27 protein-coding genes are annotated in these 23,701 nt (G+C 59.9%); 17 read left to right on the forward strand and 10 right to left on the reverse strand.

The features are described 5' to 3' along the window. Positions 1-4: 4 nt before the first annotated feature. The 5 genes from mltG to fabD form a co-directional block, all read right to left on the reverse strand. Positions 5-985: an endolytic transglycosylase MltG gene (gene mltG / locus AAC599_RS08895; protein WP_340150054.1), complete on the reverse strand. Its 981-nt coding sequence runs from the start codon at positions 983-985 to the stop codon at positions 5-7. A gap of 22 nt (positions 986-1,007) precedes the next feature. After that, positions 1,008-2,264 (reverse strand): beta-ketoacyl-ACP synthase II, encoded by a 1,257-nt coding sequence (gene fabF, locus AAC599_RS08900; RefSeq protein ID WP_340150055.1) that lies wholly within the window; start codon positions 2,262-2,264, stop codon positions 1,008-1,010. Positions 2,265-2,321: 57 nt separating this feature from the next. Further along, positions 2,322-2,552 (reverse strand): acyl carrier protein, encoded by a 231-nt coding sequence (locus tag AAC599_RS08905; RefSeq protein ID WP_161315501.1) that lies wholly within the window; start codon positions 2,550-2,552, stop codon positions 2,322-2,324. A gap of 184 nt (positions 2,553-2,736) precedes the next feature. Next, on the reverse strand, positions 2,737-3,474 hold the full coding sequence (fabG, locus tag AAC599_RS08910) for a 3-oxoacyl-[acyl-carrier-protein] reductase (protein WP_340150056.1): 738 nt from the start codon (positions 3,472-3,474) through the stop codon (positions 2,737-2,739). Between the two features lie 24 nt (positions 3,475-3,498). Beyond that, positions 3,499-4,452 (reverse strand): ACP S-malonyltransferase, encoded by a 954-nt coding sequence (gene fabD / locus AAC599_RS08915; protein ID WP_340150057.1) that lies wholly within the window; start codon positions 4,450-4,452, stop codon positions 3,499-3,501. A 196-nt stretch (positions 4,453-4,648) separates the two neighbouring features. On the opposite strand from fabD, the gene rpsF reads away from it, so the two are divergent. The 13 genes from rpsF to AAC599_RS08980 all read left to right on the forward strand — a co-directional run bounded on the left by rpsF (position 4,649) and on the right by AAC599_RS08980 (position 16,201). Further along, complete coding sequence (rpsF, locus tag AAC599_RS08920; RefSeq protein WP_340150058.1) at positions 4,649-5,086, forward strand: 30S ribosomal protein S6; 438 nt, start codon at positions 4,649-4,651, stop codon at positions 5,084-5,086. Continuing rightward, positions 5,086-5,322 (forward strand): 30S ribosomal protein S18, encoded by a 237-nt coding sequence (gene rpsR / locus AAC599_RS08925; protein ID WP_339632313.1) that lies wholly within the window; start codon positions 5,086-5,088, stop codon positions 5,320-5,322. The genes rpsF and rpsR overlap by 1 nt, the downstream gene beginning before the upstream one ends. Positions 5,323-5,368: 46 nt before the next feature. Next, on the forward strand, positions 5,369-6,322 hold the full coding sequence (locus tag AAC599_RS08930; protein ID WP_340150059.1) for a DUF2232 domain-containing protein: 954 nt from the start codon (positions 5,369-5,371) through the stop codon (positions 6,320-6,322). Beyond that, positions 6,322-6,966, forward strand: a complete 645-nt coding sequence (rplI, locus tag AAC599_RS08935) for a 50S ribosomal protein L9 (protein WP_340150060.1) — start codon at positions 6,322-6,324, stop codon at positions 6,964-6,966. Before AAC599_RS08930 ends, rplI begins: the two co-directional genes overlap by 1 nt. Before the next feature lie 173 nt (positions 6,967-7,139). Next, on the forward strand, positions 7,140-8,621 hold the full coding sequence (locus AAC599_RS08940; protein WP_340150061.1) for a replicative DNA helicase: 1,482 nt from the start codon (positions 7,140-7,142) through the stop codon (positions 8,619-8,621). A 13-nt stretch (positions 8,622-8,634) separates the two neighbouring features. Beyond that, complete coding sequence (gene alr, locus AAC599_RS08945; protein ID WP_340150062.1) at positions 8,635-9,750, forward strand: alanine racemase; 1,116 nt, start codon at positions 8,635-8,637, stop codon at positions 9,748-9,750. Between the two features lie 4 nt (positions 9,751-9,754). After that, positions 9,755-10,531, forward strand: coding sequence for an ABC transporter permease (locus AAC599_RS08950; RefSeq protein ID WP_340150063.1), 777 nt, complete (start codon positions 9,755-9,757; stop codon positions 10,529-10,531). Between the two features lie 4 nt (positions 10,532-10,535). Beyond that, entirely contained in the window at positions 10,536-11,312 is a 777-nt protein-coding gene (locus tag AAC599_RS08955) for an ATP-binding cassette domain-containing protein (protein ID WP_340150064.1), read from the forward strand. Between the two features lie 71 nt (positions 11,313-11,383). Next, positions 11,384-12,763, forward strand: coding sequence for a DNA repair protein RadA (gene radA, locus AAC599_RS08960; RefSeq protein WP_340150065.1), 1,380 nt, complete (start codon positions 11,384-11,386; stop codon positions 12,761-12,763). A 24-nt stretch (positions 12,764-12,787) separates the two neighbouring features. Continuing rightward, a complete protein-coding gene (locus AAC599_RS08965) occupies positions 12,788-13,483 on the forward strand; it encodes a CvpA family protein (RefSeq protein WP_340150066.1) in 696 nt (231 codons plus the stop codon). Next, on the forward strand, positions 13,483-14,955 hold the full coding sequence (purF, locus tag AAC599_RS08970; protein WP_340150067.1) for an amidophosphoribosyltransferase: 1,473 nt from the start codon (positions 13,483-13,485) through the stop codon (positions 14,953-14,955). Before AAC599_RS08965 ends, purF begins: the two co-directional genes overlap by 1 nt. A 24-nt stretch (positions 14,956-14,979) precedes the next feature. Then, positions 14,980-15,678: an SDR family NAD(P)-dependent oxidoreductase gene (locus tag AAC599_RS08975; protein ID WP_340150068.1), complete on the forward strand. Its 699-nt coding sequence runs from the start codon at positions 14,980-14,982 to the stop codon at positions 15,676-15,678. 136 nt (positions 15,679-15,814) lie between these two features. Continuing rightward, the gene (locus AAC599_RS08980; RefSeq protein ID WP_340150069.1) at positions 15,815-16,201 is read left to right on the forward strand and encodes a hypothetical protein; all 387 of its coding nucleotides are present in this window, start codon (positions 15,815-15,817) and stop codon (positions 16,199-16,201) included. A gap of 155 nt (positions 16,202-16,356) precedes the next feature. Here AAC599_RS08980 and AAC599_RS08985 read toward each other — a convergent pair whose 3' ends face one another. Next, positions 16,357-17,277, reverse strand: a complete 921-nt coding sequence (locus AAC599_RS08985) for a M28 family peptidase (RefSeq protein ID WP_340150070.1) — start codon at positions 17,275-17,277, stop codon at positions 16,357-16,359. A gap of 171 nt (positions 17,278-17,448) precedes the next feature. Between AAC599_RS08985 and AAC599_RS08990 the strand changes: the two genes are divergently transcribed. The 3 genes from AAC599_RS08990 (at position 17,449) to AAC599_RS09000 (ending at position 19,374) form a co-directional block, all read left to right on the forward strand. Next, positions 17,449-17,895: a MarR family transcriptional regulator gene (locus tag AAC599_RS08990; RefSeq protein WP_340150071.1), complete on the forward strand. Its 447-nt coding sequence runs from the start codon at positions 17,449-17,451 to the stop codon at positions 17,893-17,895. Between the two features lie 159 nt (positions 17,896-18,054). Beyond that, on the forward strand, positions 18,055-18,651 hold the full coding sequence (locus AAC599_RS08995) for a hypothetical protein (RefSeq protein WP_340150072.1): 597 nt from the start codon (positions 18,055-18,057) through the stop codon (positions 18,649-18,651). A 30-nt stretch (positions 18,652-18,681) separates the two neighbouring features. Beyond that, positions 18,682-19,374, forward strand: a complete 693-nt coding sequence (locus tag AAC599_RS09000) for a hypothetical protein (RefSeq protein WP_340150073.1) — start codon at positions 18,682-18,684, stop codon at positions 19,372-19,374. 15 nt (positions 19,375-19,389) lie between these two features. Here AAC599_RS09000 and der read toward each other — a convergent pair whose 3' ends face one another. The 3 genes from der to AAC599_RS09015 are packed head-to-tail and all read right to left on the reverse strand — an operon-like array spanning position 19,390 to position 22,756. Further along, positions 19,390-20,739 (reverse strand): ribosome biogenesis GTPase Der, encoded by a 1,350-nt coding sequence (der, locus tag AAC599_RS09005; RefSeq protein WP_340150074.1) that lies wholly within the window; start codon positions 20,737-20,739, stop codon positions 19,390-19,392. A gap of 3 nt (positions 20,740-20,742) precedes the next feature. Continuing rightward, positions 20,743-22,104: a PQQ-binding-like beta-propeller repeat protein gene (locus AAC599_RS09010; RefSeq protein WP_340150075.1), complete on the reverse strand. Its 1,362-nt coding sequence runs from the start codon at positions 22,102-22,104 to the stop codon at positions 20,743-20,745. A 4-nt stretch (positions 22,105-22,108) separates the two neighbouring features. Next, entirely contained in the window at positions 22,109-22,756 is a 648-nt protein-coding gene (locus AAC599_RS09015; protein ID WP_340150076.1) for a tetratricopeptide repeat protein, read from the reverse strand. Positions 22,757-22,920: 164 nt separating this feature from the next. Between AAC599_RS09015 and AAC599_RS09020 the strand changes: the two genes are divergently transcribed. Further along, positions 22,921-23,100 (forward strand): hypothetical protein, encoded by a 180-nt coding sequence (locus AAC599_RS09020; protein WP_293963626.1) that lies wholly within the window; start codon positions 22,921-22,923, stop codon positions 23,098-23,100. Between the two features lie 375 nt (positions 23,101-23,475). On the opposite strand, the gene AAC599_RS09025 is transcribed toward AAC599_RS09020, so the two are convergent. Next, positions 23,476-23,679 (reverse strand): hypothetical protein, encoded by a 204-nt coding sequence (locus AAC599_RS09025; RefSeq protein ID WP_340150077.1) that lies wholly within the window; start codon positions 23,677-23,679, stop codon positions 23,476-23,478. Positions 23,680-23,701: the final 22 nt, after the last annotated feature.

Consider the following 23,701-nt stretch of genomic DNA (forward strand, 5'->3'; position numbering starts at 1 on the left):
GAATTCAGGGCTTCTTGTTCAACTGCCGCCATTTGCGGACATTGGCGTTATGCTCATCGAGGGTGAGGGAAAAGGCATGGCCGCCGGTGCCGTCGGCGACGAAATAGAGATAGTCCGTCTCTTCGGGCTGCACCACCGATTGCAGGCTCTCGATCCCCGGATTGGCGATCGGGCCGGCGGGCAGGCCGGTCATCTGATAGGTGTTGTAGTCATTGACGGTCGCAAGGTCCTTGCGACTCAGAAGCCGGCCGAGATCGCGGGTGCCGCCAGTCACGCCATAGACCACCGTCGGGTCCGATTGCAGCTTCATTCCTTTACGCAGCCGGTTGAGGAAGACCCCGGCCACCCGCGGCCGTTCCGCCGCCACCGCCGTCTCCTTCTCGATGATGGAGGCGAGGATGACCATCTCCTCCTCCGATTTTATCTCCGGCGGCAAGGGATGGGCGGCGGTAATCACGGCAATCGCCGTCTGCATCGCCGCCGCCATGCGATCCAGCAGCTCATCGCGGGTATCGCCGAGGCGGTACTGATAGCTTTCGGGGAGGAAAGCGCCCTCGGGCATCGGCCGCGTGATCTCCCCCTCCAGCCCGTCCGCCGCCTCGACTAGGGCGCGGATTTCCCGGCTCTGGAGGCCTTCGGGGATGGTGATCAACCGCTCGATCACCTTGCCCGAGACAAAGAGGTTCATCAGATCCTGCCCCGAAATGGCATAGGGAATACGATATTCACCGGCCTGGAGCTGGCCCGACTTTTGTTCAAGTCTTACACCAAAAATGAAGGCATACTGATTGTTTATAATAGCTTTTTCCTGAAGATCGGCAGACAGCGCCCTGAGGCCCGTTCCTTTCTTGAGGATATAGACGGTCTCGCCCTCGAACGGGCCGGGAGAGGTGAACAGAGTCCATCCGACGGCGGCAATACCACCAATCGCGACCACGGCAAGCAGAAAAAGGGCGGTCAGGCCGATGAGGAATTTTTTCTTCATGGCCCCGCCTCCGGCCCGAAGGTCAGACGCGCTTCATGACAAGGCTGGCATTGGTTCCGCCGAACCCGAAGGAATTGGACAGAACCGCATCGACCTTCTTCTCCTGCGCCTTGATCGGCACAAGGTTAAGCTGGCAGTCTTGCTCCGGCTCGTGAAGATTGATGGTCGGCGGCAGGATCCCCTCGTTCATGGCGAGGATGGAGAAGATCGCCTCGACCCCGCCGGCGGCGCCGAGCAGATGGCCGATCGCCGACTTGGTGGAGGACATGGCGACATTCTTGGCGCTTGCGCCGAACAGCCGCTCAACCGCGCCGACCTCCAGGAAGTCAGCCATGGTCGAGGTGCCATGGGCATTGACATAGCCGATATCGTCGGCATTCAGCCCGGATTTTTTGAGCGCCATCTGCATCGCGCGATAGCCGCCGTCGCCATCGGGGGACGGCGCGGTGATGTGATAGGCATCGCCCGACAGGCCATAGCCCAGAACCTCGGCGTAGATTTTCGCGCCGCGCTTCCTGGCATGCTCATATTCTTCCAGAACGACAACGCCCGCGCCCTCGCCCATGACGAAGCCATCGCGGCCCTTGTCATAGGGGCGCGAGGCCGTTTCCGGCGCATCGTGATAGGAGTTGGAGAGCGCCTTGGCGGAGGCAAAGCCGGAAATGCCGAGACGGCAGATCGCGCCTTCCGCACCGCCGGCAACCATGACATCCGCATCATCGTCGGCAATCATCCGCGCCGCATCGCCAATGGCATGGGCGCCGGTGGAACAGGCGGTCACCACGGCGTGGTTCGGCCCCTTGTAGCCGTGACGGATGGAGACCTGTCCGGAGACAAGGTTGATCAGCGCGCCCGGAATAAAGAACGGGCCGATACGACGGGGGCCGCGTTCATGCAGGGTGATGGCGTTCGCCTCGATCGAGGGCAGGCCACCAATGCCGGAACCGATGGTAACACCGGTGCGGCAGAATTCCTCTTCCGTCTTGGGTTCCCAGCCGCTGTCCTTGATGGCCTCATCGGCGGCGGCAATGCCGAAAATGATGAAGCTGTCGACTTTCCGCTGTTCCTTGGGTTCCAGAACGTTGTCGGCAATGAAGGAGTCGGGCTGGTCCGGATCGATCGGTACTTCACAGCCATAGCGGACCGGCAGGTCCGTCGTGTCGATCTTGGTCAGCATCCCCGCCCCGGATTCGCCGTTAATCAGCTTTCTCCAGGTTGGCTGGACCCCGTTCGCCAGCGGGGTCACAAGTCCCAGGCCGGTTACCACCACTCGTCGCATGCGTCACCCAATAGATATTGTACAGAAAAAGAGAACGGGGCGCAGGGCCCCGGCCGATCAGGCAGCTTCGATATGCGTGATCGCGTCTTTAACCGTCAGGATTTTCTCGGCTGCGTCATCGGGAATCTCGATGCCGAATTCTTCTTCAAAAGCCATCACCAGCTCAACCGTATCCAGGCTGTCTGCGCCCAGATCGTCAATGAAGCTCGCTTCGTCCGTTACCTTGCCTTCATCTACACCGAGATGTTCAACGACGATTTTTTTTACGCGCCCTGCGATATCACTCATAGCTGTATCCTTAGAAAATCCGACAGTTCAAAAAGTCTATGCTCATTCCTTACCCCCAAGGTGCGAAAAATTCAAGCGCCAACGGAGGTCAATTTGGTGCGGTTTCCTAACATACTTTAATCATCTTGCAAAGAAAACCTGACCGGGCCGGGAAATTTTTGATCCCCCGCGCCCGGCGCGCCGTTTAAATCATGGCCATGCCGCCGTTGACATGCAGCGTCTGGCCGGTGACATAGGCCGCCTCTTCCGAGGCGAGATAGACCACCGCAGCGGAGATATCCTCCGGCTTGCCGAGGGTGCCCGCAGGCACCGCCGTCAGCAGCGCGTCCCGCTGCGCATCCGGCAGCGCGTCGGTCATCGCCGTCTCGATAAAGCCCGGCGCCACGCAATTGACGGTGATGCCACGCGTTGCCACTTCCTGCGCCAGCGATTTCGACATGCCGATCATCCCCGCTTTCGAGGCGGCATAGTTCATCTGGCCCGGATTGCCCGTCACCCCGACGATGGAGGTAATGCCGATGATCCGCCCGAAACGCTGCTTCATCATGCCGCGGAGCGCATTCCTGGAGAGCTTGAACGCCGCCTTGAGGTTGACATCCAGAACCATGTCCCAGTCTTCATCCTTCATCCGCATGGCCAGGCCGTCGCGCGTCAGGCCGGCGTTGTTGACGAGGATATCGACCTGGCCCATCGCCTCCTCCGCCTGCTTGATCAGGTTATCCACCGCCGCCATGTCGGAAAGGTTGCAGGGCAGCGCATGAACGCGGTCCTTCAGTTCCGCCGCAACTTTCTGCAACGCCTCCTCCCGCGTGCCGGAGAGGGCGACCGTCGCGCCCTGACGATGCAGATCGCGCGCGATCACCGCGCCAAGACCGCCGGAGGCCCCGGTGACGAGGGCGCATTTTCCTGTCAAATCAAACATGGTCTTCCTCACTTATGTAATCGGTCAGAGTTTTGCAAGAAACGCGTCGATATCGGCGGGAGTGCCGACGGCGGAGCCGGACATCGCCCGGTTGATGCGCCGGACCATGGTCGAGAGGACCTTGCCGCTGCCCATCTCGACCAGTTCCTCAACCCCCTGCTCGCCCATGTAAAGAACGCTCTCGCGCCAGCGTACGCGCCCGGTCACCTGCTCGACCAGCAGCTTGCGGATGGTATCGGGATCGCTCACCTCGCGCGCCGTGACATTGGCGATCAGCGGCACCCGCGGCGGCGCGATCACCACATCGGCGAGCCGCTCGGCCATGGCATCGGCGGCGGGCTGCATCAGCGGGCAATGGAACGGGGCGCTCACGGGGAGCAGCATCGCCTTCTTCGCGCCCTTGGCGGTGGCAATCTCGATCGCCGCCTCGACCGCGCCCTTGTGACCGGAGAGCACGACCTGCCCGTCCGCATTGTCATTGGCGGCAACGACGATCTCGTCATTGGTGGATTTTTTCTGCGCCTCGGCGACGACCTCCTCGACCGGACCGATATCGAGGCCGAGCAAGGCGGCCATAGCGCCGACGCCGACGGGCACCGCCGCCTGCATGGCCTGTCCGCGCGCCTTCAGCAGCCGCGCCGCATCGGCGATTTCCAGCGCGCCCGCCGCCGTGAGGGCGGAATATTCGCCGAGGGAATGGCCACCGACGAATTTCGCAACCTTCGCCAGATCCATATTGCCGTCTTTTTCAAGGACGCGGACCACCGCCATGCTGACCGCCATCAGGGCGGGTTGCGCATTCTCGGTCAGGGTCAGCTCCTCGATCGGGCCTTCAAACATCAGTTTCGAGAGATTCTGCGAAAGCGCTTCATCCACCTCCTGGAAGACTTCACGGGCGGCGGCATGGCTCTGCGCCAGCTCCTGCCCCATACCGACGGCCTGGCTGCCCTGGCCGGGAAATACAAATGCACGTGTCATAATTATCGGGTCCGATTCTGTTGACTTGAAGTGAACAGTCATATTGCAGCAAAATTTCCTGTCAAGCCCACTTGCATAAGGCGGTAAAATCTGTATAGTCCGCCGCCTCAATACTCCTTGCCGACGGAGGTCGGCTAAGTCTGGGCGGTTACCGGTGGTAACTCCAGACATTCAAGAGCCATAAGGAGCTTTATATATGCCTCTGTATGAGACAGTTATTATTGCGCGTCAGGATATTTCCAGCCAGCAGGTGGAAACACTGACAGAAGCCGCATCCGCCTTCATCAGTGACGGCGGCGGCAAGGTTGCCAAGGTTGAACAATGGGGCCTTCGCAATCTCGCCTACAAGATCAAGAAAAATCGCAAGGGCCATTACGTCCTCCTCAATATCGACGCCCCGGCCGATGCCGTGAAGGAAATGGAACGCAACCTGCGTCTCAATGAAGACGTGCTGCGCCACATGACCATCAAGGTCGACGAGCTGGAAGAAGGTGACAGCGTCATGCTGCAGAGCCGCAGCTCGCGTCCTGATCGCCGCCGCGACCGCGATGACGATAACGACGATGATGACCGGAACACGTCTGACAAAGATGACGAAACCGCTGACGACAGCACCGAGAAGGAGGACGCGTAATGGCCGACGCACAACGCCGCCCGTTTTTCCGTCGCCGCAAGACCTGCCCGTTTACCGGGGACGGCGCGCCGAAGATCGACTACAAGGATGTCAAGCTCCTCCAGCGCTATGTGTCGGAGCGCGGCAAAATCATGCCGAGCCGGATTACCGCCGTTTCCGCGAAGAAGCAGCGGGAGCTGGCCAAAGCCATCAAACGCGCAAGAAACCTCGCTCTGCTGCCGTTTCTTGTAAAGTAAGAAAGCCGGGGGCAACGATTATGGTCGGCCCCGGAAAGATTTGATAATGGGCAAGGAACTGGTTGTTGCTGTTGCGCTTGGTATCCTGAATACCGCGCTTGTCGCCCTTTCCATTCTGGGAAATGTGGGCGGCACCTCCTTCGGGACAGCCTTTCAGACCATTGCCTTCTGGATCTTGTCACTGATCCCGCTGTTTGTGTCCGGGTTAGGGTTCGGGTTGCGAAGCGCCCTTATCTCGGTCGCGACAGGTGTGCTGGTCGCCGCGATTGCGATCGATACGGGCTTCGCCCTCGCCTATGCGGTGATTGCCGGTTTGCCGGTGGTCATCCTGGTGCGGCAGGCATTGCTCTGGCGGGAAAGTGACGGAACGCGATTCTGGTACCCGGTCGACTATCTGTTGATCTGGTGGGCGGGTATCTGCATCGGACTGACGGGGCTGGCCATCGGGCTGCTCTATTGGGACGAGGCGCTGCGTCAGGGGATGGTCGGGGCGTTCGACCAGATGCTGGCGCAGATGCAGGAAATACAAGGTGTCACCCCGGCCCTGACCGGAGAGGAATTCGTGAGCCTGATGCCACAGTTCCTCGGCCCGATCTGGGGGATGTTCATCCTGTTGAGCGGCTGTCTGGCGCAAGGCCTGCTGGCCCGCTTCAACAAGAACATCCGGCCGACACCGAAACTGACGAAGATGGCGCTGCCCAACTGGCTGGCGCTGGCCTTCATCGCGGCAACGGCGTTGAGTGTCCTGCTCGACACCCCGCTGCCGCTGCTGGGGGCCGTCGTGATTACGCTGGAGACGCTGTTCTTCCTGCAGGGAATGGCGGTCATCCATGTGGTGTCACACAGATGGAACGGGCGTCCCTTCATTTTGGGGGCGGTCTATATATTGATGATTATAACCTTATGGTTGGTCCTGCTTGTTGCGATATTGGGACTGATGGAAAATTGGATCGGGTTCAGGCGCCGCTTTGCCGTAACCACGAAGCTGGAGGAAGACTGATGGAAGTAGTATTGTTGGAACGGGTTGAGAAACTCGGTCAAATGGGCGATGTCGTGACGGTAAAGAACGGGTATGCCCGCAATTACCTGTTGCCGCAGAACAAGGCACTCAGGGCAAGCAAGGAAAATCTCGCGGTGTTCGAGACCCAGCGCGCCCAGCTGGAAGCGGAAAACCTGAAACAGGCGAAGGAAGCCGAAAAGGTTGGTGAGAAGCTCGATGGCGAATCCGTCGTCCTGATCCGCGCCGCCTCCGAATCCCAGCAGCTCTATGGCTCGGTCAGCACGCAGGATATCGCGAAAGCCATCACCGAAGGCGGCTTCACGGTCTCGCGCAAGCAGATCATCCTGGACAAGGTTCTGAAAACCCTCGGCCTGCATGACATCAAGGTGCGGCTGCATCCGGAAGTCATCGTTTCGGTCACGGTCAACATTGCCCGCTCCAACGAGGAAGCGGCAATCCAGGCCCGCGGCGAAAGTGTCGAGGAAGTGGCCGAAGCCAAGCTTGACGAGCGCGAAGAGGCTGTCGTCAATGTCTTCGAATCCACTGCCGATGTGGATGTCGAGGAACTGGAACAGGTCGCCGCCGGCGAGATCGACCCCTCCGAGCTCGACGCAGAGCCGGAAGAGAAAAAAGACGACGCGTAACCCCGCGCCGGACAAACCGACAGGAAAAGCGGCGCCCGGTTACGGCGCCGTTTTTTTATCCCCGAAGTTCACAGGCTGTGGAAAAGAGTTATCCACAGAAATCCGGGCGCTCTTTGCAGACCGCCTCCAGAAACCACGTGAATAACAGCCGTTGGCTGTGCTAACATCCGCCTATGGAAACGCTCACACTGAATGACGGCCGCGACAGCGGCGAGGAGACGGCAGGACACGGCTATCGCGCCGCACCGCATAATGTCGAGGCCGAGCAGGATCTGATCGGGGCGATCCTCGTCAATAACGACGCGGCGGCGAAGGTTTCGGACTTCCTCAAGCCCGAGCATTTCGCCGAGGATGTCCACCGCCGCATCTATCAGGCCGCCATCACCCTGATCGAGCGCGGGGAGATCGCCGATCCGGTGACGCTGAAATCCTATTTCGACCGCGACAGTGCGCTGGCCGATATCGGGGGTTCGCAATATCTCGCGCGCCTCGCCGCCTCCGCCACCACCATCATCAATGCGGAGAATTACGGCCGCCTGATCTATGACCTCGCCATACGGCGGGAGCTGATCCTGCTGGGCGAGGAAATTGTCAATATCGCCTATGATTCGGACCTTGAGGAAACCTCGAGCTCGCAGATCGAAAATGCGGAACAGAAACTCTTCTCCCTCGCCGAGAACGGCTCTCATGAAGGGGCGCTGATGCCGGTGCGCATCGCCGTCGATGAAACCCTCAAATCGATCGAGGAGGCGTTCCAGCGCGACGGCAATCTGGTCGGTGCGACCACGGGCTTAAAAGACATGGACGCCAAGCTCGGCGGCCTGCACAAGTCGGATTTGCTGATCCTCGCCGGGCGTCCGTCCATGGGGAAAACCTCGCTCGCCACCAATATCGCCTATAACACCGCCAAGGCCTACCACGCGAGTGGCGGCAAGGAAGGCGCGGTGGTCGGCTTCTTCTCGCTGGAAATGTCCGCCGAACAGCTCGTCGGACGTGTCCTTGCGGAAGCCACCGAGATCAGTTCCGAAAAACTCCGCCGCGGCGACCTCACCGACGATGAATTCGCCAACAAGCTGGTGCCGCAGAGCGCGCTGATTTCCGAATTGCCGCTCTTTATCGACGATACCCCGGCGCTCTCCATCGCCGCGCTCCGGACCCGGGCGCGCCGCCTCAAGCGCAGCCACGGCCTCGGCCTGATCGTTGTCGACTATCTGCAGCTGATGAAAGGCTCCGGTCGGCGGCAGGACAACCGGGTCCAGGAAATCTCGGAGGTGACGCAGGGCCTCAAAGCCGTTGCCAAGGAGCTCGACATCCCCGTCATCGCCCTCTCGCAGCTCTCCCGTCAGGTCGAGAACCGCGACGACAAGCGGCCGCAGCTTTCGGACTTGCGTGAATCCGGCTCCATCGAGCAGGACGCCGACGTCGTCATGTTTGTCTATCGCGAAGCCTATTACGAAGAACGCAAGGCGCCCACCGAGGGCACGCCGGAACATGCCGACTGGCAGGAGCGCATGTCGCGGCTGCACAACCTCGCCGAGGTGATCATCGGCAAGCAGCGCCATGGCCCGATCGGCATCATCAAGCTGCATTTCAAGCCGGAATTCACCCGCTTCGGCAACTATGTCTCCGAAGAATATCTGCCGGAGCATCATTAGGAGTTCTGCGTATATGGAACGGAAGCTGGCCGGGGCGCATCTGACAATCAATCTCGGGGCCTTGCAGGAGAATTACCGGTTGCTGGCGGACAAGGCCGCGCCCGCCGAATGCGCCGCCTCGGTCAAGGCGGACGGCTACGGTCTCGGGATCGAGCGCGTCGGCCCCGCCCTTTATGCCGCCGGATGCCGCCGTTTCTTCGTTGCCCTGCCATTGGAGGGGATCGCGCTGCGCCGCCTCTTGCCGGAGGTGAAGATCCATATCCTCGCCGGACTTCTGCATGAGACCGAAGCGGTCTATCTCGAACACAGGCTCGATCCGGTGCTCAACTCCCTCGATGATATCCGCCGCTGGGCCGCTTTTGCAAAAGAGACGGGGAAGACGCTCCCGGCGCTCTTGCATCTGGATACCGGCATCACCCGGCTTGGCCTGCTGGAAGCGGAGATCAGGGCGCTCGCGAAGGAACCCGGCCTGCTCGATCACCTTGAAATCGAGTTCCTGATGAGCCATCTCTCCTGCGCCGATATGCCCGAGCATCCGCTCAACCGCCAGCAGCTCGACAAGCTGAAATACTTCCGCGGCCTGCTGCCCGCCCCGCTCGACAAAGCGCCGCTGTCCCTCGCCAATTCCTCGGGGGTTTTCTTAGGGTCCGACTATCATCTCGACATGGTGCGCCCGGGGATTGCGCTCTTTGGCGGCAACCCCGAACCCGGCAGGCCCAACCCGATGGCCGAGGTGGTGCATTTGCAGGGGCGAATCCTGCAGGTTCAGGACGTTGACAGCGAAATTGGCGTTGGCTATGGTGCGACTTTCCGAACCGAGAAATCGAGCCGGATTGCCACCGTTTCGGTCGGCTATGCGGACGGCTATTTCCGCGCCCTTGGCAACAAGGCAGAATGTGCAGTGAATGACGTTAAAGTACCGGTTATAGGGCGCGTTTCCATGGATATGATCACCATCGATGTCAGCAGGGTTGCGAAAGAGGACTGCCAGCCCGGCGGCTTCGTCGATCTGATCGGCGGCGCCGTGCCGCTCGATGATGTGGCCGCCCATGCGGGGACGATTCCCTACGAGATTCTCACCGCGCTCGGCAACCGTTATTATCGTGAGTATCTGGAAGGCGCGGGCTGATATCATGGACAGGAATTTTCTCGCCACCATCGGCCGCGTTTTTCTCTCCTTCATGGCGGCCGTCGGCCGGATCGCGATTTTTACGGCGCAAGGGCTGCGCCATTGCGTTACCCCGCCCTTCTATCTCCGCCTGATCGGCAAGCAGATGATGGACATCGGCTATTATTCCCTGCCGGTCGTCGGCATGACGGCGCTCTTTACCGGCATGGTGCTGGCGCTGCAGATCTATGTCGGCTCGTCCCGCTTCAACGCCGAGAGCGCGGTTGCCACCATCGTCGTCATCGGCCTGACACGCGAGCTTGCGCCGGTGCTCTCCGGCCTGATGATCGCCGGGCGTGTTGGCGCCGCCATCGCCGCCGAGATCGGCACCATGCGCGTGACCGAGCAGATCGACGCCCTCGTCACGCTCTCGACCAACCCGTTCAAATATCTGGTGGTGCCGCGGCTGATCGCCGGACTGGTGACCCTGCCCTTCCTGGTGCTGATCGGCGATATCATCGGTGTCTCGGGCGGCTTCCTGGTGGCGACGGAGAAACTCGGCTTCAACGCCAGCAACTATCTCAACAACACCTTCGAATTCCTGGAGATTAGCGACGTGGTCTCCGGCCTGATCAAGGCCGCTGTCTTCGGCTTCATTGTCTCGCTGATGGGCTGCTACCACGGTTTCCATTCCACCGGCGGCGCGCAAGGGGTCGGCAAGGCGACGACGAACGCGGTTGTCTCCTCCTTCGTGCTGATCCTGATCAGCGACTATTTCCTCACCGTCCTGCTCATTGAATGAGATCATGAGCGACACGCCGAAAATCGAGCTGAGAAATATCTGCAAATCCTTCGGCAAGAAGGTTGTTCTCGATAACCTCAACCTCTCCATTGCCGACGGGGAATCGCTGGTGGTGATCGGCGGGTCCGGCACCGGCAAGTCGGTGATGCTGAAATGCATCCTCGGCCTCTTGAAGCCCGACAGCGGCCAGATCTTCATCGACGGCGAGGAGATCACCGACCTCTCCGCCCAGGCGCGCGAGAAGGTGCTGCTGAAAACCGGGATGCTGTTCCAGTATGCCGCCCTGTTCGACAGCCTGACCATCTGGGAGAATGTCAGCTTCGGCCTGATGCAGGCCCATGGCATGGCGCGCAAGAAGGCCAAGGAAATCGCGATCGAGAAACTCGCCCTCGTCGGTCTCGGCCCGGAACTGGCGGACAAGACCCCGGCGGAACTTTCCATCGGCATGCAGAAACGCGTCGGCCTCGCCCGCGCCATCGCGGCGGATCCGGAGATTATCTTCTTTGACGAGCCGACCACGGGCCTCGATCCGATCATGGGCGATGTCATCGATACCCTGATCCGCGATTGCACCAGCGCCCTCGGCGCGACCACGCTGACCATCTCCCACGATATGGAGAGCGCGCAAAAAATTGCAGACCGGATCGCGCTGCTTTATAAGGGGAGCGTGGTCTGGGCGGGCCCGGCCGCGGAGATTCAGACCTGCGGCGACCCATATGTGACGCAGTTCGTCAATGGCGATGTCGACGGCCCGATCAAACTGGATATTTTGAAACCGTGATATATTCGGGCGACATGCCCCTTTTGAGATTTTTAGCGGCGCGAGCCGGAACAGATTAAACGGAAAGCTGAATGGCGCGACCCAGCGAACAATTCACCTGCCAGAGCTGCGGCGAAACCTACCGGAAGTGGCAAGGGCGCTGCGATTCCTGCGGCGAATGGAACAGCCTGCTGGAGAGCACCGGCGATACGGCAGTGCCAAGCGGCCTGACCACCGGCAAGGGCCGCAGCCTCACCTTCACCGCGCTCAATGCGGATATCTCCGAACATAAACGCACCCTCTCCCGGATCGGCGAGCTGGACCGGGTGCTCGGCGGCGGCTTCGTGCCCGGCTCCTCCATCCTCATCGGCGGCGATCCGGGCATCGGCAAATCGACGCTGCTGTTGCAGGCGGTGGCGAAAATGGCGCTCGCGGGCTCCTCCTGTATTTACATCTCCGGCGAGGAGGCAACGCAGCAGATCACCATGCGGGCGCGGCGGCTGGGCCTTGCCGACGCCCCGGTGCAGCTCGCCTCCGCCAACTCCATCCGCGACATCATCACCAGCGTCGAGAAGGCGGAGACGCCGAAACTGCTGGTCATCGATTCGATCCAGACCGTCTTCGCCGACAATCTGCCGAGTGCGCCCGGCAGCGTTGCGCAGGTGCGGGCCAGCGCGCAGGAGCTGATCCGCCTTGCCCGCAAGACCGGCACCAGCGTCATTCTCGTCGGTCACGTCACCAAGGACGGGCAGATCGCCGGGCCCCGCGTGCTCGAACATATGGTCGATACCGTGCTCTATTTCGAGGGCGACCGCGGCCATCAGTTCCGCATCCTGCGCGCCGTCAAGAACCGCTTCGGCGCGACCGACGAAATCGGTGTGTTCGAGATGTCGGACCGCGGCCTGCAACAGGTGGAGAACCCGTCCTCGCTGTTTATCTCAAGCCCCGACAAGACGATCAGCGGCGCCTCGGTCTTTGCCGGGATGGAGGGCAGCCGCCCGCTGCTGGTGGAGATTCAGGGCCTTGTCGCCCCGACCGCCCAGGCCACCCCGCGCCGCGCCGTGGTCGGCTGGGACGCGAGCCGCCTCGCCATGCTGCTGGCGGTGCTGGACACGCGCTGCGAGCTTTCCTTTTCCGGCAGCGAGGTGTATTTGAATGTCGCGGGCGGCCTTCGGGTGCAGGAACCGGCGGCGGATCTGGCGGTCGCGGCGGCGCTAGTCTCCTCGGCCTCCGATATACCGGTCCCGGCGGGCAGCCTCTTTTTCGGCGAGATCGGCCTCTCCGGCGAGGTGCGCCCCGTGGGCCAGACTGACGCCCGGCTGAAGGAGGCCGCGAAACTCGGCTTTACCACTGCCATCATTCCGGCGGGCAGCAAGGTCAAGGGCGGCGCGATGAAGATTATTGAAGTTGAACATTTACGGGAAATCGTGTCTCTGTTTACCGAGACGAAAGCGGTATCCCGGGCCGTGTAGTAGAGTGCAAGAGTAGGAGTATCCATGGAAAACATGCCTATCCAGGGGACAGACGCCGTTATTCTGGTTATCCTGCTGATTTCGGCGATCTTTGGTTTCATCCGCGGGTTCGTGAAGGAAACCCTGTCGGTGGCCGGCTGGGTCGGGGCGGTTTTCCTCAGCCTTTATCTCTTCCCGCTGTTGCAGCCGATCGCCCGGGAGTTTATCCTAAACCTGCTGATTGCAGATATTTTGACCGGCGCGGTGATTTTTATTCTCTCTTTGGTCATTTTGTCCTATATCAGCCATGCGATATCGGAAAAGGTCAAGGCGTCGAGCCTCGGCGCGCTGGACCGCTCCCTCGGGATATTTTTCGGCCTCGCACGCGGCGTTGTCCTGCTCGGGATTGCCTGGCTGATTTTTGTCCAGTTCATCCCGGAGAAGGACCGGCCCGACTGGGTATTGCAGGCGAAGATGCTGCCCCTGATCGAGGGAAGCGGCGAATTTGTCGCCCGGCTGTTGCCGCCCGACATGCAGGAGAACCTGAATATTTCGAAAGAAAGCGACAAGGACACTGTGGATCGCATCAAAGAGAAATATGACGCATTGCCCGACGATGTAAAAGACGGTGTCGAAAACACCGTCGAGGGCGCCAAGAATCTGCTCGACAAGGGCTATGACGACCAGGCCCGCCAGCAGATGGAAAATCTCACCAAGAGTAAGACACAGGATAAACCCTAATGACCGAGCCCGCCGCCCCCCGTGATCTGTGCAATCCGTTTGACGATGACAAGCTGCATGAGGAATGCGGGGTATTCGGGATCTACGGCCATCCGGAGGCCGCCGCCCTCGCCGCCCTCGGCCTGCATGCGCTCCAGCATCGCGGGCAGGAGGCCGCCGGGATCGTCAGCCATGACGGCAAGCATTTCCATTCGCACAAGGCCATGGGCAAGGTTGGTGACAATTTCTCCTCCGAAGAGGTGATCGGCAGCCTCAAGGGCAGCGCCGCGCTCGGCCATAACCGCTACGCCACCACCGGCGGCACCGTCCTTCGCAATGTGCAGCCGATCTTCGCCGATCTCGCCAACGGCGGCCTGGCGGTCGCCCATAACGGCAACCTCACCAACGCCTCCACCCTGCACCGCCGCCTCGTGCTGGAGGGCAGCATCTTCCAGTCGACCATGGATACCGAGGTCATCATCCATCTGGTCGCCAACAGCAAGAAAACCCGCGTCGTCGATTGCATCGTTGATGCGATGTCGAAGATCACCGGCGCCTATTCCCTCGTCGCGCTGACCAGCAAGAAGATGATCGGCATGCGCGATCCCCATGGCGTACGGCCCTTGGTCCTCGGCAAGATCGACAGCGCCTATATCCTCGCCTCGGAAAGCTGCGCGCTCGATATCATCGGGGCGGACTTCATCCGCGATATCTCACCCGGCGAAGTGGTGGTCGTTGATGAGACCGGTATCAGCACCCATTTCCCCTTCTCGGCGCCGCCCAAGCGCTTCTGCATATTCGAGCATATTTACTTCTCCCGTCCCGACAGCGTGGTCGAGGGACGCTCGGTCTATGACGTGCGCAAGGATATCGGACGGCAGCTGGCAACTGAAAACCCGGTCGCGGCGGACCTGATCATCCCCGTGCCCGACAGCGGCACCCCCGCCGCCATCGGCTATGCGGAGAAATCCGGCATTCCCTTCGATCTCGGCATCATCCGTAACCATTATGTCGGCCGCACCTTTATCGAGCCGACGGACCAGATCCGCCATCTCGGCGTCAAGCTCAAACATAACGCCAACCGCGCCCTGATCAGCGGCAAGCGCGTCATCCTCGTCGATGATTCCATCGTCCGCGGCACCACCTCCACCAAGATCGTGCAGATGGTGCGCGAGGCCGGGGCGACGGAGGTGCATATGCGCATCGCCAGCCCGCCGACCACCCACAGCTGCTTCTACGGGGTCGATACGCCGAGCCGCAACAAACTGCTCGCCGCACAGTACGACCTCGACGAGATGTGCGCCTTCATCGGCGCCGACAGCCTCAATTTCATCTCCCTCGACGGGCTTTATATCGCCATGGGCGAAGAGGGCCGCAACGCGAAACAGCCGCAATATTGCGACGCCTGCTTCACCGGCGACTACCCGATCGAGCTGGTGGATAACGACACCGGCGCCGACAAGGAGCTGACCCTGCTCGCCGAGCGTTATTAATTTCTCAGATAAAAGAAGCCCTTCATGTCCCTGAAACTCAAAGATAAAGTGGCGCTAATCACCGGCGCCTCAAGCGGCATTGGTGCCGAAGTCGCCAAGAAATTTGCGGCCGAAGGCGCGCATGTCATCCTCGTCGCCCGCTCCGTCGGCGGGCTGGAGGAAGTCGATGACGCGATCCAGAATGCGGGCGGCAGTGCAACATTGGTGCCGCTCGATTTGCTCGACACCGCCGCCATCGACGGCCTCGCCATGCCGCTTTATGAGCGCTGGAAAAAGCTCGATATCCTTGTCGGCAATGCGGGCATGGTCGGCAAGCTGATGCCGACGCAGCAATATGTGCCCGAGCTGTGGGAGCAGGTCTTCCGCCTCAATGTCCATGCGAACCAGCGGCTGATCCGCGCCCTCGATCCGCTGCTCCGTCAGAGCGAGGCGGGCCGCGCGCTTTTTGTCACCTCCAATGTCGCCCACGAGGACAAGCAGTTCTGGAGCGCCTACGCCGCCAGCAAGGCCGCGCTCGAGGTGATCGCGAAAACCTACGCCGCAGAGGTCGCCAAGACCAGCCTCACCGTGAACCTGATCGACCCCGGCCCGACCCGCACGCGCCTGCGCGCCGTCGCCTACCCCGCCGAAAACCCGAACGACCACCCCCTCCCCGAGACAAAAGCGCAGATGTTCCTCGACGCCGTGCTGAGTAAGGAGAATGGCGTGCTGTTTGGGGGGTAAATTCGCCGGCTTTTCGCCCTCAAAAAGAGAACATCACTCTTGACCGATCCCGATTTCCGAGCAATCATGCAGCCGGACACCCCCTCGGCATGGCACGCCGGTGGCGGCAGGCATTGGACGGAACAGGAGAGACACCATGCGCATGATCGCGATTGCGGCCTTCACACTACTGATGATGACCGGCACGGCGCTCGCCGATAAATGGACAGGGCTTTACCAGAATGTCGATCACCTTGACGGCGCCATCGCCACCCTGTCGGTGGTCAAACTGGAAGACGGCAGCTACCGGATTGTCGTGACGACCGACGCGTTCAACCATTGTCCGGACGGCGGCCCCGGAACCGTGACAGCGACCGGGCGGGTGGAGGGTGATATGCTCCTGCGCGAGAATGTCAAATATAAATGCGGCGACGGCCCGTTTCAGGAAGGCAAGGACGGTGCCTATAAATTTGACGAGAATGGCATCCTGTCAACCACGACGCATTTCGGCCATACGGCCTATTTCCATCGCGTCCATCCGTGACAATCACCGGTTAGAAGCCTCGCATAAATTTTCCCGGGATACCATCTTGGACCACAAGAATGGCCTGGTTTGGGGGGTGGGGGGGTAACTGATCTGAAGCCCCTTTCAACTTGTCCCGTCAACACAGGCCGTCCCGAAGCGAAAGGCCCGGACGCCTACTTTTCCCCGGCAAGGCGGTCGAACTCTTGCGCGGTCGAGACGATTATTCTCGCCGTCATCTCCAGTGTTTCCGGGTTTAGGGTGGCGGGGGCATCCTCTGCCGTGTGATAGGTCTGGAAGATGGTCGGGCGGTTGGACGTGCTGATCCATTTGAAGGCGTTCGGGTTCTCGATATAGTCGCGCAGCACCGTCTCGTCGGTTTTCGGCAGCATGGTCACCCCGACGGCGGGAATCCCCTCCAGGAAAAACACATGATGGTCGCTGGAATAGCGCGGCACCGGGCCGTGGGTCGCGTTATAGACATTGTTTGCCTTGCCCGCCGCTTGCAATGCCCTGACCGGCAGGGAGGCCGCGAGACCGTCCCGGACATCCCAGATGCCGAACGCATCGCCAATGCCGCACATCTCGAAGCTTATGACCCCGATAACATCGTCAACGCCCTGATTTTTAATGTAGTTTCGGCTGCCGATCAGGCCGCGCTCCTCCATGTCCGGGAAGAGAAAGCGCAGCTTGATATGCTGAAGCGGATCCCCGCCCGCGAGCATTTCATAGGCGGACACCGCCGCCGCCACGCAGGAGGCGTTGTCATTCGCGCCGGGCGAGCCCATGGTCCGGTCAAAATGGGCGGCGACGATCAATGTCGGCGATTTCGTTCCGAGGTCGGCAAAAATATTTGTGCCCTCCCGCCCCTCATGGACGAAAGGATCGGAGCGGTAAGATATTCCCGACGCCGTCAGGGCCTGCTCAAGGATGTTCCGCCGCTCCCTGTTCTCCTTGCCGGACATCACCTCCACCAGGCGATAGGGCGAAGGCGCCGCGAGATAATGCCCGATATCGGGCCCCTTCTCGATCGGCGTCGCACAGCCCGCAAGGCCCGCCATCACCATACCCATACATGCCGCCGGAAATTTTCTCATACCTTTGCCCTGTCAATACGAAGAAAGCCTTTTCCGGAAGGTAGAATAATATGAATTCTGATGCACGGAAAAAGATGAAAAACGGCCCCTGCAGGGCCTTACAACCCCATTCTCACGCCCCACCGAAAAAAATGCTTGCATATTACGTGAGTAATCATGTATTACGCATGCATGAAAACATTAGACCTTGCCCCACACACAGAACCAACCGTCCTTCAGTTCCTGGAAACAGCGGCGTCGCTTGAGCGCAAGCTCGATCGCGTGCTGTCCTGCACGAAGGGGGTCAGCTTCAGTGAATACCGTTTGCTGAAGGCCCTGTCGGCCGCCGGCCCGACCGGCCTCTCCCGGATCGATCTCGCCGATAGCGTTGGCCTGACCGCCTCTGCGGTTACCCGCGCGCTGAAACCGCTGGAGAAAATCCATCTGGTGGTGACCGAGCGGAGCGAGCGCGATGCCCGCCAGAGCCTCGCCGTGATCACGCCCGCCGGGCGCGAGCTGCTGGAGGATGCGGGGAATATCCTGAGGGACAATCTCTCCGGCCTGCCGGTCAATGCCTTGAGCGCGCAAAAAATCGCCGAGTTCGAAACCCGCCTCGGCGAATTCCGCCATAAACTCTGACCCCTCCCCCATTCTCCGCGTACGGGTTTGCCCATGCGCGGGAGAGAGGAGAACAGTGTGCTGTCTAGGGGGCAGTTTTCCTTCCATTAAGTTGAAAATATGCGATACTAGAAATCGAATAAATTGCTTACATTGAGTAAATTGTCGAGTTCATAGTAAATGCAGCTCTTGAAAACTCTATGCCTCATGGCCCTGACGGCGGGCTTCTTTTTGGTGGCGGTTATCACTGCGATGCAGGCAATTACGCTGGCCTGGATTGCAAGTTTTCCGGAACACGCCCCAGGCTTTGATGCCTTTGAGCGGCAATTCTGGATTTATTCCACCCTCGCCGCCCTCTTCCTCGTCATTGATTTAGGGCTCCTTATTCGCCTTGTTGAGAAAGCCAAGGCCAAACGCTGGTTAAAAATCACAGCCGTTGCTGTATGTGGATCCTTTATTTTATGGGTCGGTATAAATGCATCATATCTCATACTCGGAGATGTCGGCAAAGTGCGGATCGTCAATATGGCGACAGAAACCGTTGCGACCGGCAGCATCGAAATCCGCGACCAGCAAATGACGTTCGCCAATCTGGCGCGAGGAAGAGAGAAAAACTTTCATTTCTATGTTGTATCGGACGCGCATTATGACGTCACGATCGGATTTGTCTCCGGCAAGAAACTTGTGAGGGAGCTCGGCTATCTCACCAACGGAATTGACTATGACGATACGATAATCATCGAGGATGACGACATTATCCTGACCATACCGGAATAGATGGACGGAAAGGTGATCGGGGGATTTGATATGAAAGTAATTGCCAAATTCGATAACTTGAAAAGCATTTCTGATGAAAGGTTACTGGCTAGACTAGAAAAGTATATCAATATGCCTGATGGCGAACTCAATCTTGAAACCGGCAGAGAATATACAGTTTACGGAATTGTATTTTGGGATAACAGCCCTCTATTTTATCTATGCGATAGTGAAATGGACGAATTCCCGACACCCTTCTTCGCAGAATTTTTTGATATCTCAGATGATAGACTCTCAAGATTTTGGAGATTGGAAACATACGATAATGGCGTAGGTCAAATTTCTTCTGCGCTTGTATTTCCTGAATGGGCATCTAACCACCTTTTTTATGAACGGCTCTTGGATGGTCATGCCGAGGAGATCGAATTATTTCTGAAATATCGCAAGCTCATGGATCGCGAATTTAATCCATTTGAAAACAGAGAAGGCCAACTCCGTTCAATGGTAAGCGATGCGCTTCTTTATCGCTGGGATCCAATTGGAATCTCTGAGTATCCAGAAGCCCGCGATGAATATGATAGTTATGTAGGAGGCGTCTGTAATCTGCTGATGGACGGTGCAAGTATTGAAAAGTTATTTCAGCACCTCTGGATCATAGAAACTGAAACAATGGGATTAGGTGGAGATAAGGAACATACAAAAGACTTCGCGAAAAAACTCTATCGTCTTTTCAACTCAGAGTAATTCAATCTCACACCCTCACCCCTTATCCGCGTATGGATTCTTCCCAGTTCTTGGGAAAATCCGTATCGGGACGGCGGGGAGGTTGAAGTCCTGGCGCAGGCCGTTGACCAGATAGCGAAGGTAGCTTTCGGGCAGTTCGCCGCGCGATGACATGAAGAGGGAAAAGGTCGGCGGGCGCGCCTTGACCTGCGTCATATAGCGGATTTTGAGGCGGCGTCCCTTGGCCATGGGCGGCGGATGCTGCTCCAGCATAATCTCCAGCCAGCGGTTGAGGCGCGCGGTCGAGATGCGGCTGTTCCAGAGCGCATAGACCTCCAGCACCGCCGGCATCAGCTTTTCCACCCCGCGCCCCGAGAGCGCCGAGAGGGTGATCACCGGAATGCCGCGCACCTGCGGCAGCGAGATCGAGAGCCGGTCGCGAATGAGTTTCAGCGTCCCCTGCCGGTCCTTCACCTTGTCCCATTTGTTGACGGCGATGACCAGCGCCCGCCCCTCCTCGATCACATGGGCGGCGATGGTGAGGTCCTGTTTCTCGAAAGTTTCCTCGGCATCTATCATCAGCACGACGACCTCCGCCATGCGGATCACCCGGAGGCTGTCGGCGACCGAGAGCTTTTCGAGCTTCTTCTGCACCCGCGCTTTTTTGCGCAAGCCCGCCGTATCGACGAGCTTGATGGCCCGCCCCTCAAACTCCCATTCGACGGCGATGGCATCGCGGGTGACCCCGGCCTCGGGCCCGGTCAGCATCCGCTCCTCCCCGATGAGATAATTGACCAGCGTCGATTTGCCCGCATTCGGGCGACCGACAATGGCGAGTTGCAGGGGCTTTTCCGCATCCTCTGCGTCTTCGGCGTTCCCGTCTTCGTCTTTCGTCTTCTCGTAAGGGAGCAGCGCGTCGAACAGCTCGGCCATGCCCTCCCCATGCTCGGCGGAGAGGGCGACGGGATCGCCGAGACCGAGCGCATAGCTCTCCATCAGGCCGGGCTCCCCCGCCTTGCCCTCGCATTTGTTGGCAACCAGAATGACCGGTGTTTTCGCCCGCCTGAGCCACCCGGCAAAATGCTCGTCCAGCGGGGTGACGCCCGCCTTCGCATCGATCAGCATCAGGGCGACATCGGCCTCTTCCAGCGCGATTTCCGTCTGGCGGCGCATCCGTCCTTCCAGGCTGTCGTCAAATTTCTCCTCGAGCCCGGCGGTGTCGATGACTCGGAAGTTGAGGTTGCTGATGCTCCCCTCGCCTTCGCGGCGGTCGCGGGTCACCCCCGGCGTGTTATCGACAAGCGCCAGCTTCTTGCCCACCAGACGGTTGAACAGGGTCGATTTGCCGACATTCGGACGGCCTATAATCGCGACGGTAAAAGTCATGGTCTATTCTGCGCCCGGCGCCCTGAGGGCCACAAGATCGGCGTCGTCCGTCAGGATATAGAGCGTATTGCCGGCCACCACCGGCGGGATCGAGGCCGGATCCGACAGTTCCATCCGGCCGAGCACCTTGCCGTCATAGGGGGAGACGGAAACCGCCAGCCCGTAGTTGGAAACGAGGATCAGGCGGTCGCTGGCCAGGATCGGGCCCGTCCAGATGATCAGGTCGCGCTTGTCCTCCGGATCCTCATATTTCCCGAGGGGGCGGACCCAGCGGATCAGGCCGTTGCGCCGGGACATACAGACCAGATCGCCGTCGGTCGAGACGACGAAGAGGAAATCGCCCGCCACCCAGGGGGTCTGCAGGGTCGAGATTTCCTGATCCCACAGCCGGTTGCCGGTGCGCAAATCAACGGCGATCATGCGGCCGGAATAGCTGGCGGCATAGACAACCCCGCGGTCGATGACCGGAAAGGCGTTGATATCGGTGAGCGATGTGAGCGAGCTGTAGAGGCGGCGGCGAACAAGCTGATCGCTCCAGGCCTGCTGGCCGTTGGCGGCGCGAAAGGCATAAAGCTCGCCGCTCGCGAAGGGCACAACGACCGTGCCGTTGTCATAGGCGGGGCTCGCCGCGCCGAGCAGGCCCGTGGTCTCGATGCCACCCTCGAAATTCCAGTTAATGTCGCCGGTGGCCGCGTTGAGGGCGAAAATCCGGCTGTCGAAGGTGATGACGAAAACCTGCCCGTCGGCAATGGTCGGCGCCGCCCGGAGCGGCACGCCCAGCCCGATTTTCCAGACGGTCTCGCCGCTTTCGCCGTCCAGCGCGACGATATCGCCATATGAGGTGGTGGCGAAGACGCGGCCATATTCGAAGCTGAGCCCGCCGCCGATATTGCCTTCATCCTCGTCTTCCGGGGTTAGGTTGACCGACCAGAGCTCCTTGCCGTCGGCGGCCGAATAGGCGGTGACCTCGGCGCTTGAGTCCATCGTATAGACCTTGCCGTTCGCAATCACGGGGGAGGAGAACATGCGGTTCTCGTCATCCGATCCGTCACCGATGGAAACCCGCCAGGCTTCCTCCAGCTCGTCGCCGAGCTCAAGGTGATAGAGCGTGTGGGACGGTACGCCGCCCGCCTGCGGCCAGTTGGCATTCTCATATGGCGCGGGCAACCGCACCTGCAGATCGGCGAGACCTGCATCGGCCTCCAGCGTCTGTTCCAGCGACAGGATGGAAATACGGTCCCCCGGCAGCGGCGGCGCTTCGGGATTTCCGAACCAGCTGCAGGCGCCAAGGCCGAGAAGGGCCGCGCCCATCAGCGCCGGCCTCAGAAGGGGGCGGATTACGGTCGGCTTCAGGCGTCGGGGCATCGGGTTACGACCCTCCCAGTGCCGCGAGAAGCTGGCTCACCCGGCCCTTGATATCCTCCGGCACGGTCGCGTCATTCTGGAGGGTTGTCAGCACGTCGCGAGCCTTCCCGGTCTCCCCGTCCTTGATATAGGTCAGCGCCAGCAGTTCGTTTGCCGAGGCGTTGAACAGGCTGCCCGCTTCGGTCAGCGGCGCAATCCGGTTCCGGACCTCGTCGGTCGTGCCATTATCGAGCAGGTAATAGCCCGCCATCAGATCGGCGAGCGCGGAAAATTCGGGATCGACGGAGCCATCGGCCGACAGCGCGTCATAAATCGCGAGGGCCTTGTCCCCGTCCCCGACCGCAAGGAAGGCCGCTGCCTCCCGCAGGCTGGCGAGCGGACGGTATCCGGCGTTTCCGCTTTCGGCAAGCCCGGCAAAGGCCGCCGCGGCCTCACCCGGCTTTTCCGCCGCCATCAGCGCCGCCGCCGCGGAGAATTCGGCCCCCTGGGTGCGGGACTGGTTCACGGTATAATTCTGCCATCCGACATAGCCCGCCGTCGCGGCGACAATCAGTACCGCAGCGCCGATGACATATTTGCCATAGGCCTTCCAAAGTGCCAGTGATTTTTCCTTCCGGACATCCTCATCGACTTCGTTAAAAATATCGGCCACAAAAAACTCCAGTTCCGCCCTTAGAAATTGCGTGCAAAATAAACCGCCGGGGCAATTTAAGCAAATGTTGTCTCGCTATCCGCCAAATTTTTGATATTTTGACTGAAACAGTCCTCCTATGGCTGTCAAGGCGGGCAAAATTGTGACGATAAAGGCGAAAAGGCATGGCCGAAGGACAAATTCTGCAACTCGTCGCCCTGCTCATGGTGCTGTTTCTGGTGCTGCCGGGCTTCCTCTACTACACGCGCCGCGCCGGCAAGGCGGCATTGTTGCGCAACATCGCCATATGGCTGGCGGTGGCGCTGGTCATCGCGTTCCTCTACAAGACCTTCGGCGGCGGGTAGAGGCGCATCTCCGTCAGGGCGTGAGGGAGTCTTCCCGTGTGCCGCCGGAGTTATACAAGGAAACAGAACGCCGGGTCCGCGCCTGAAGAGGGTCGCCACCCCTGGCCGGGGGACAGCCGCCATCCGCAGGTGAGCATCCCGTCGGTGACACGCGGCGGACGGTTTGCGCGAGCCCCGCATCGATTTTGATGCAGATTTATGTCGCGGCAAATTTCGTCCGAGGGGTCCCACCTGGGCGTCCAATCAATCGAGGGGAAACCGGATTATCTATCCGCTTGGAGAATAAGCTCCGGTCCACTCCGATATCGACGATGCTGATTTGTAACCCGGCACAGGACTTCCTGATTATCCGCAAGGCGCCATTTTCAAGCGTCCTTAAAGTTCGCCCCAATTTCCGGTGGTGCCGATTACCCGCGCTTTCATCGCGCCTGCCCCAGCACCATCAACATCGCTATATAAAGGGAATTTGATATCCAATCCGTCCTTTACCTCCGTAAAAGTCCCCCGAAAACCGGGGAAGAAGCGGTTGTTAAATCCAATTCCTTCTAGCCCGTTGATTATACCATATCCGATGGGCATATGCAATAACTCTAATGAAGAA

Source organism: uncultured Sneathiella sp. (assembly GCF_963976355.1).
Taxonomy (GTDB): Bacteria; Pseudomonadota; Alphaproteobacteria; order Sneathiellales; family Sneathiellaceae; genus Sneathiella.

Bases quoted from the DNA above. Each gene is read 5' to 3' on its own strand.
- mltG (WP_340150054.1), bottom strand. From the start codon at position 985: ATGAAGAAAAAATTCCTCATCGGCCTGACCGCCCTTTTTCTGCTTGCC.
- fabF (WP_340150055.1), bottom strand. From the start codon at position 2,264: ATGCGACGAGTGGTGGTAACCGGCCTGGGACTTGTGACCCCGCTGGCG.
- AAC599_RS08905 (WP_161315501.1), bottom strand. From the start codon at position 2,552: ATGAGTGATATCGCAGGGCGCGTAAAAAAAATCGTCGTTGAACATCTC.
- fabG (WP_340150056.1), bottom strand. From the start codon at position 3,474: ATGTTTGATTTGACAGGAAAATGCGCCCTCGTCACCGGGGCCTCCGGC.
- fabD (WP_340150057.1), bottom strand. From the start codon at position 4,452: ATGACACGTGCATTTGTATTTCCCGGCCAGGGCAGCCAGGCCGTCGGT.
- rpsF (WP_340150058.1), top strand. From the start codon at position 4,649: ATGCCTCTGTATGAGACAGTTATTATTGCGCGTCAGGATATTTCCAGC.
- rpsR (WP_339632313.1), top strand. From the start codon at position 5,086: ATGGCCGACGCACAACGCCGCCCGTTTTTCCGTCGCCGCAAGACCTGC.
- AAC599_RS08930 (WP_340150059.1), top strand. From the start codon at position 5,369: ATGGGCAAGGAACTGGTTGTTGCTGTTGCGCTTGGTATCCTGAATACC.
- rplI (WP_340150060.1), top strand. From the start codon at position 6,322: ATGGAAGTAGTATTGTTGGAACGGGTTGAGAAACTCGGTCAAATGGGC.
- AAC599_RS08940 (WP_340150061.1), top strand. From the start codon at position 7,140: ATGGAAACGCTCACACTGAATGACGGCCGCGACAGCGGCGAGGAGACG.
- alr (WP_340150062.1), top strand. From the start codon at position 8,635: ATGGAACGGAAGCTGGCCGGGGCGCATCTGACAATCAATCTCGGGGCC.
- AAC599_RS08950 (WP_340150063.1), top strand. From the start codon at position 9,755: ATGGACAGGAATTTTCTCGCCACCATCGGCCGCGTTTTTCTCTCCTTC.
- AAC599_RS08955 (WP_340150064.1), top strand. From the start codon at position 10,536: ATGAGCGACACGCCGAAAATCGAGCTGAGAAATATCTGCAAATCCTTC.
- radA (WP_340150065.1), top strand. From the start codon at position 11,384: ATGGCGCGACCCAGCGAACAATTCACCTGCCAGAGCTGCGGCGAAACC.
- AAC599_RS08965 (WP_340150066.1), top strand. From the start codon at position 12,788: ATGGAAAACATGCCTATCCAGGGGACAGACGCCGTTATTCTGGTTATC.
- purF (WP_340150067.1), top strand. From the start codon at position 13,483: ATGACCGAGCCCGCCGCCCCCCGTGATCTGTGCAATCCGTTTGACGAT.
- AAC599_RS08975 (WP_340150068.1), top strand. From the start codon at position 14,980: ATGTCCCTGAAACTCAAAGATAAAGTGGCGCTAATCACCGGCGCCTCA.
- AAC599_RS08980 (WP_340150069.1), top strand. From the start codon at position 15,815: ATGCGCATGATCGCGATTGCGGCCTTCACACTACTGATGATGACCGGC.
- AAC599_RS08985 (WP_340150070.1), bottom strand. From the start codon at position 17,277: ATGAGAAAATTTCCGGCGGCATGTATGGGTATGGTGATGGCGGGCCTT.
- AAC599_RS08990 (WP_340150071.1), top strand. From the start codon at position 17,449: ATGAAAACATTAGACCTTGCCCCACACACAGAACCAACCGTCCTTCAG.
- AAC599_RS08995 (WP_340150072.1), top strand. From the start codon at position 18,055: ATGCAGCTCTTGAAAACTCTATGCCTCATGGCCCTGACGGCGGGCTTC.
- AAC599_RS09000 (WP_340150073.1), top strand. From the start codon at position 18,682: ATGAAAGTAATTGCCAAATTCGATAACTTGAAAAGCATTTCTGATGAA.
- der (WP_340150074.1), bottom strand. From the start codon at position 20,739: ATGACTTTTACCGTCGCGATTATAGGCCGTCCGAATGTCGGCAAATCG.
- AAC599_RS09010 (WP_340150075.1), bottom strand. From the start codon at position 22,104: ATGCCCCGACGCCTGAAGCCGACCGTAATCCGCCCCCTTCTGAGGCCG.
- AAC599_RS09020 (WP_293963626.1), top strand. From the start codon at position 22,921: ATGGCCGAAGGACAAATTCTGCAACTCGTCGCCCTGCTCATGGTGCTG.
- AAC599_RS09025 (WP_340150077.1), bottom strand. From the start codon at position 23,679: ATGCCCATCGGATATGGTATAATCAACGGGCTAGAAGGAATTGGATTT.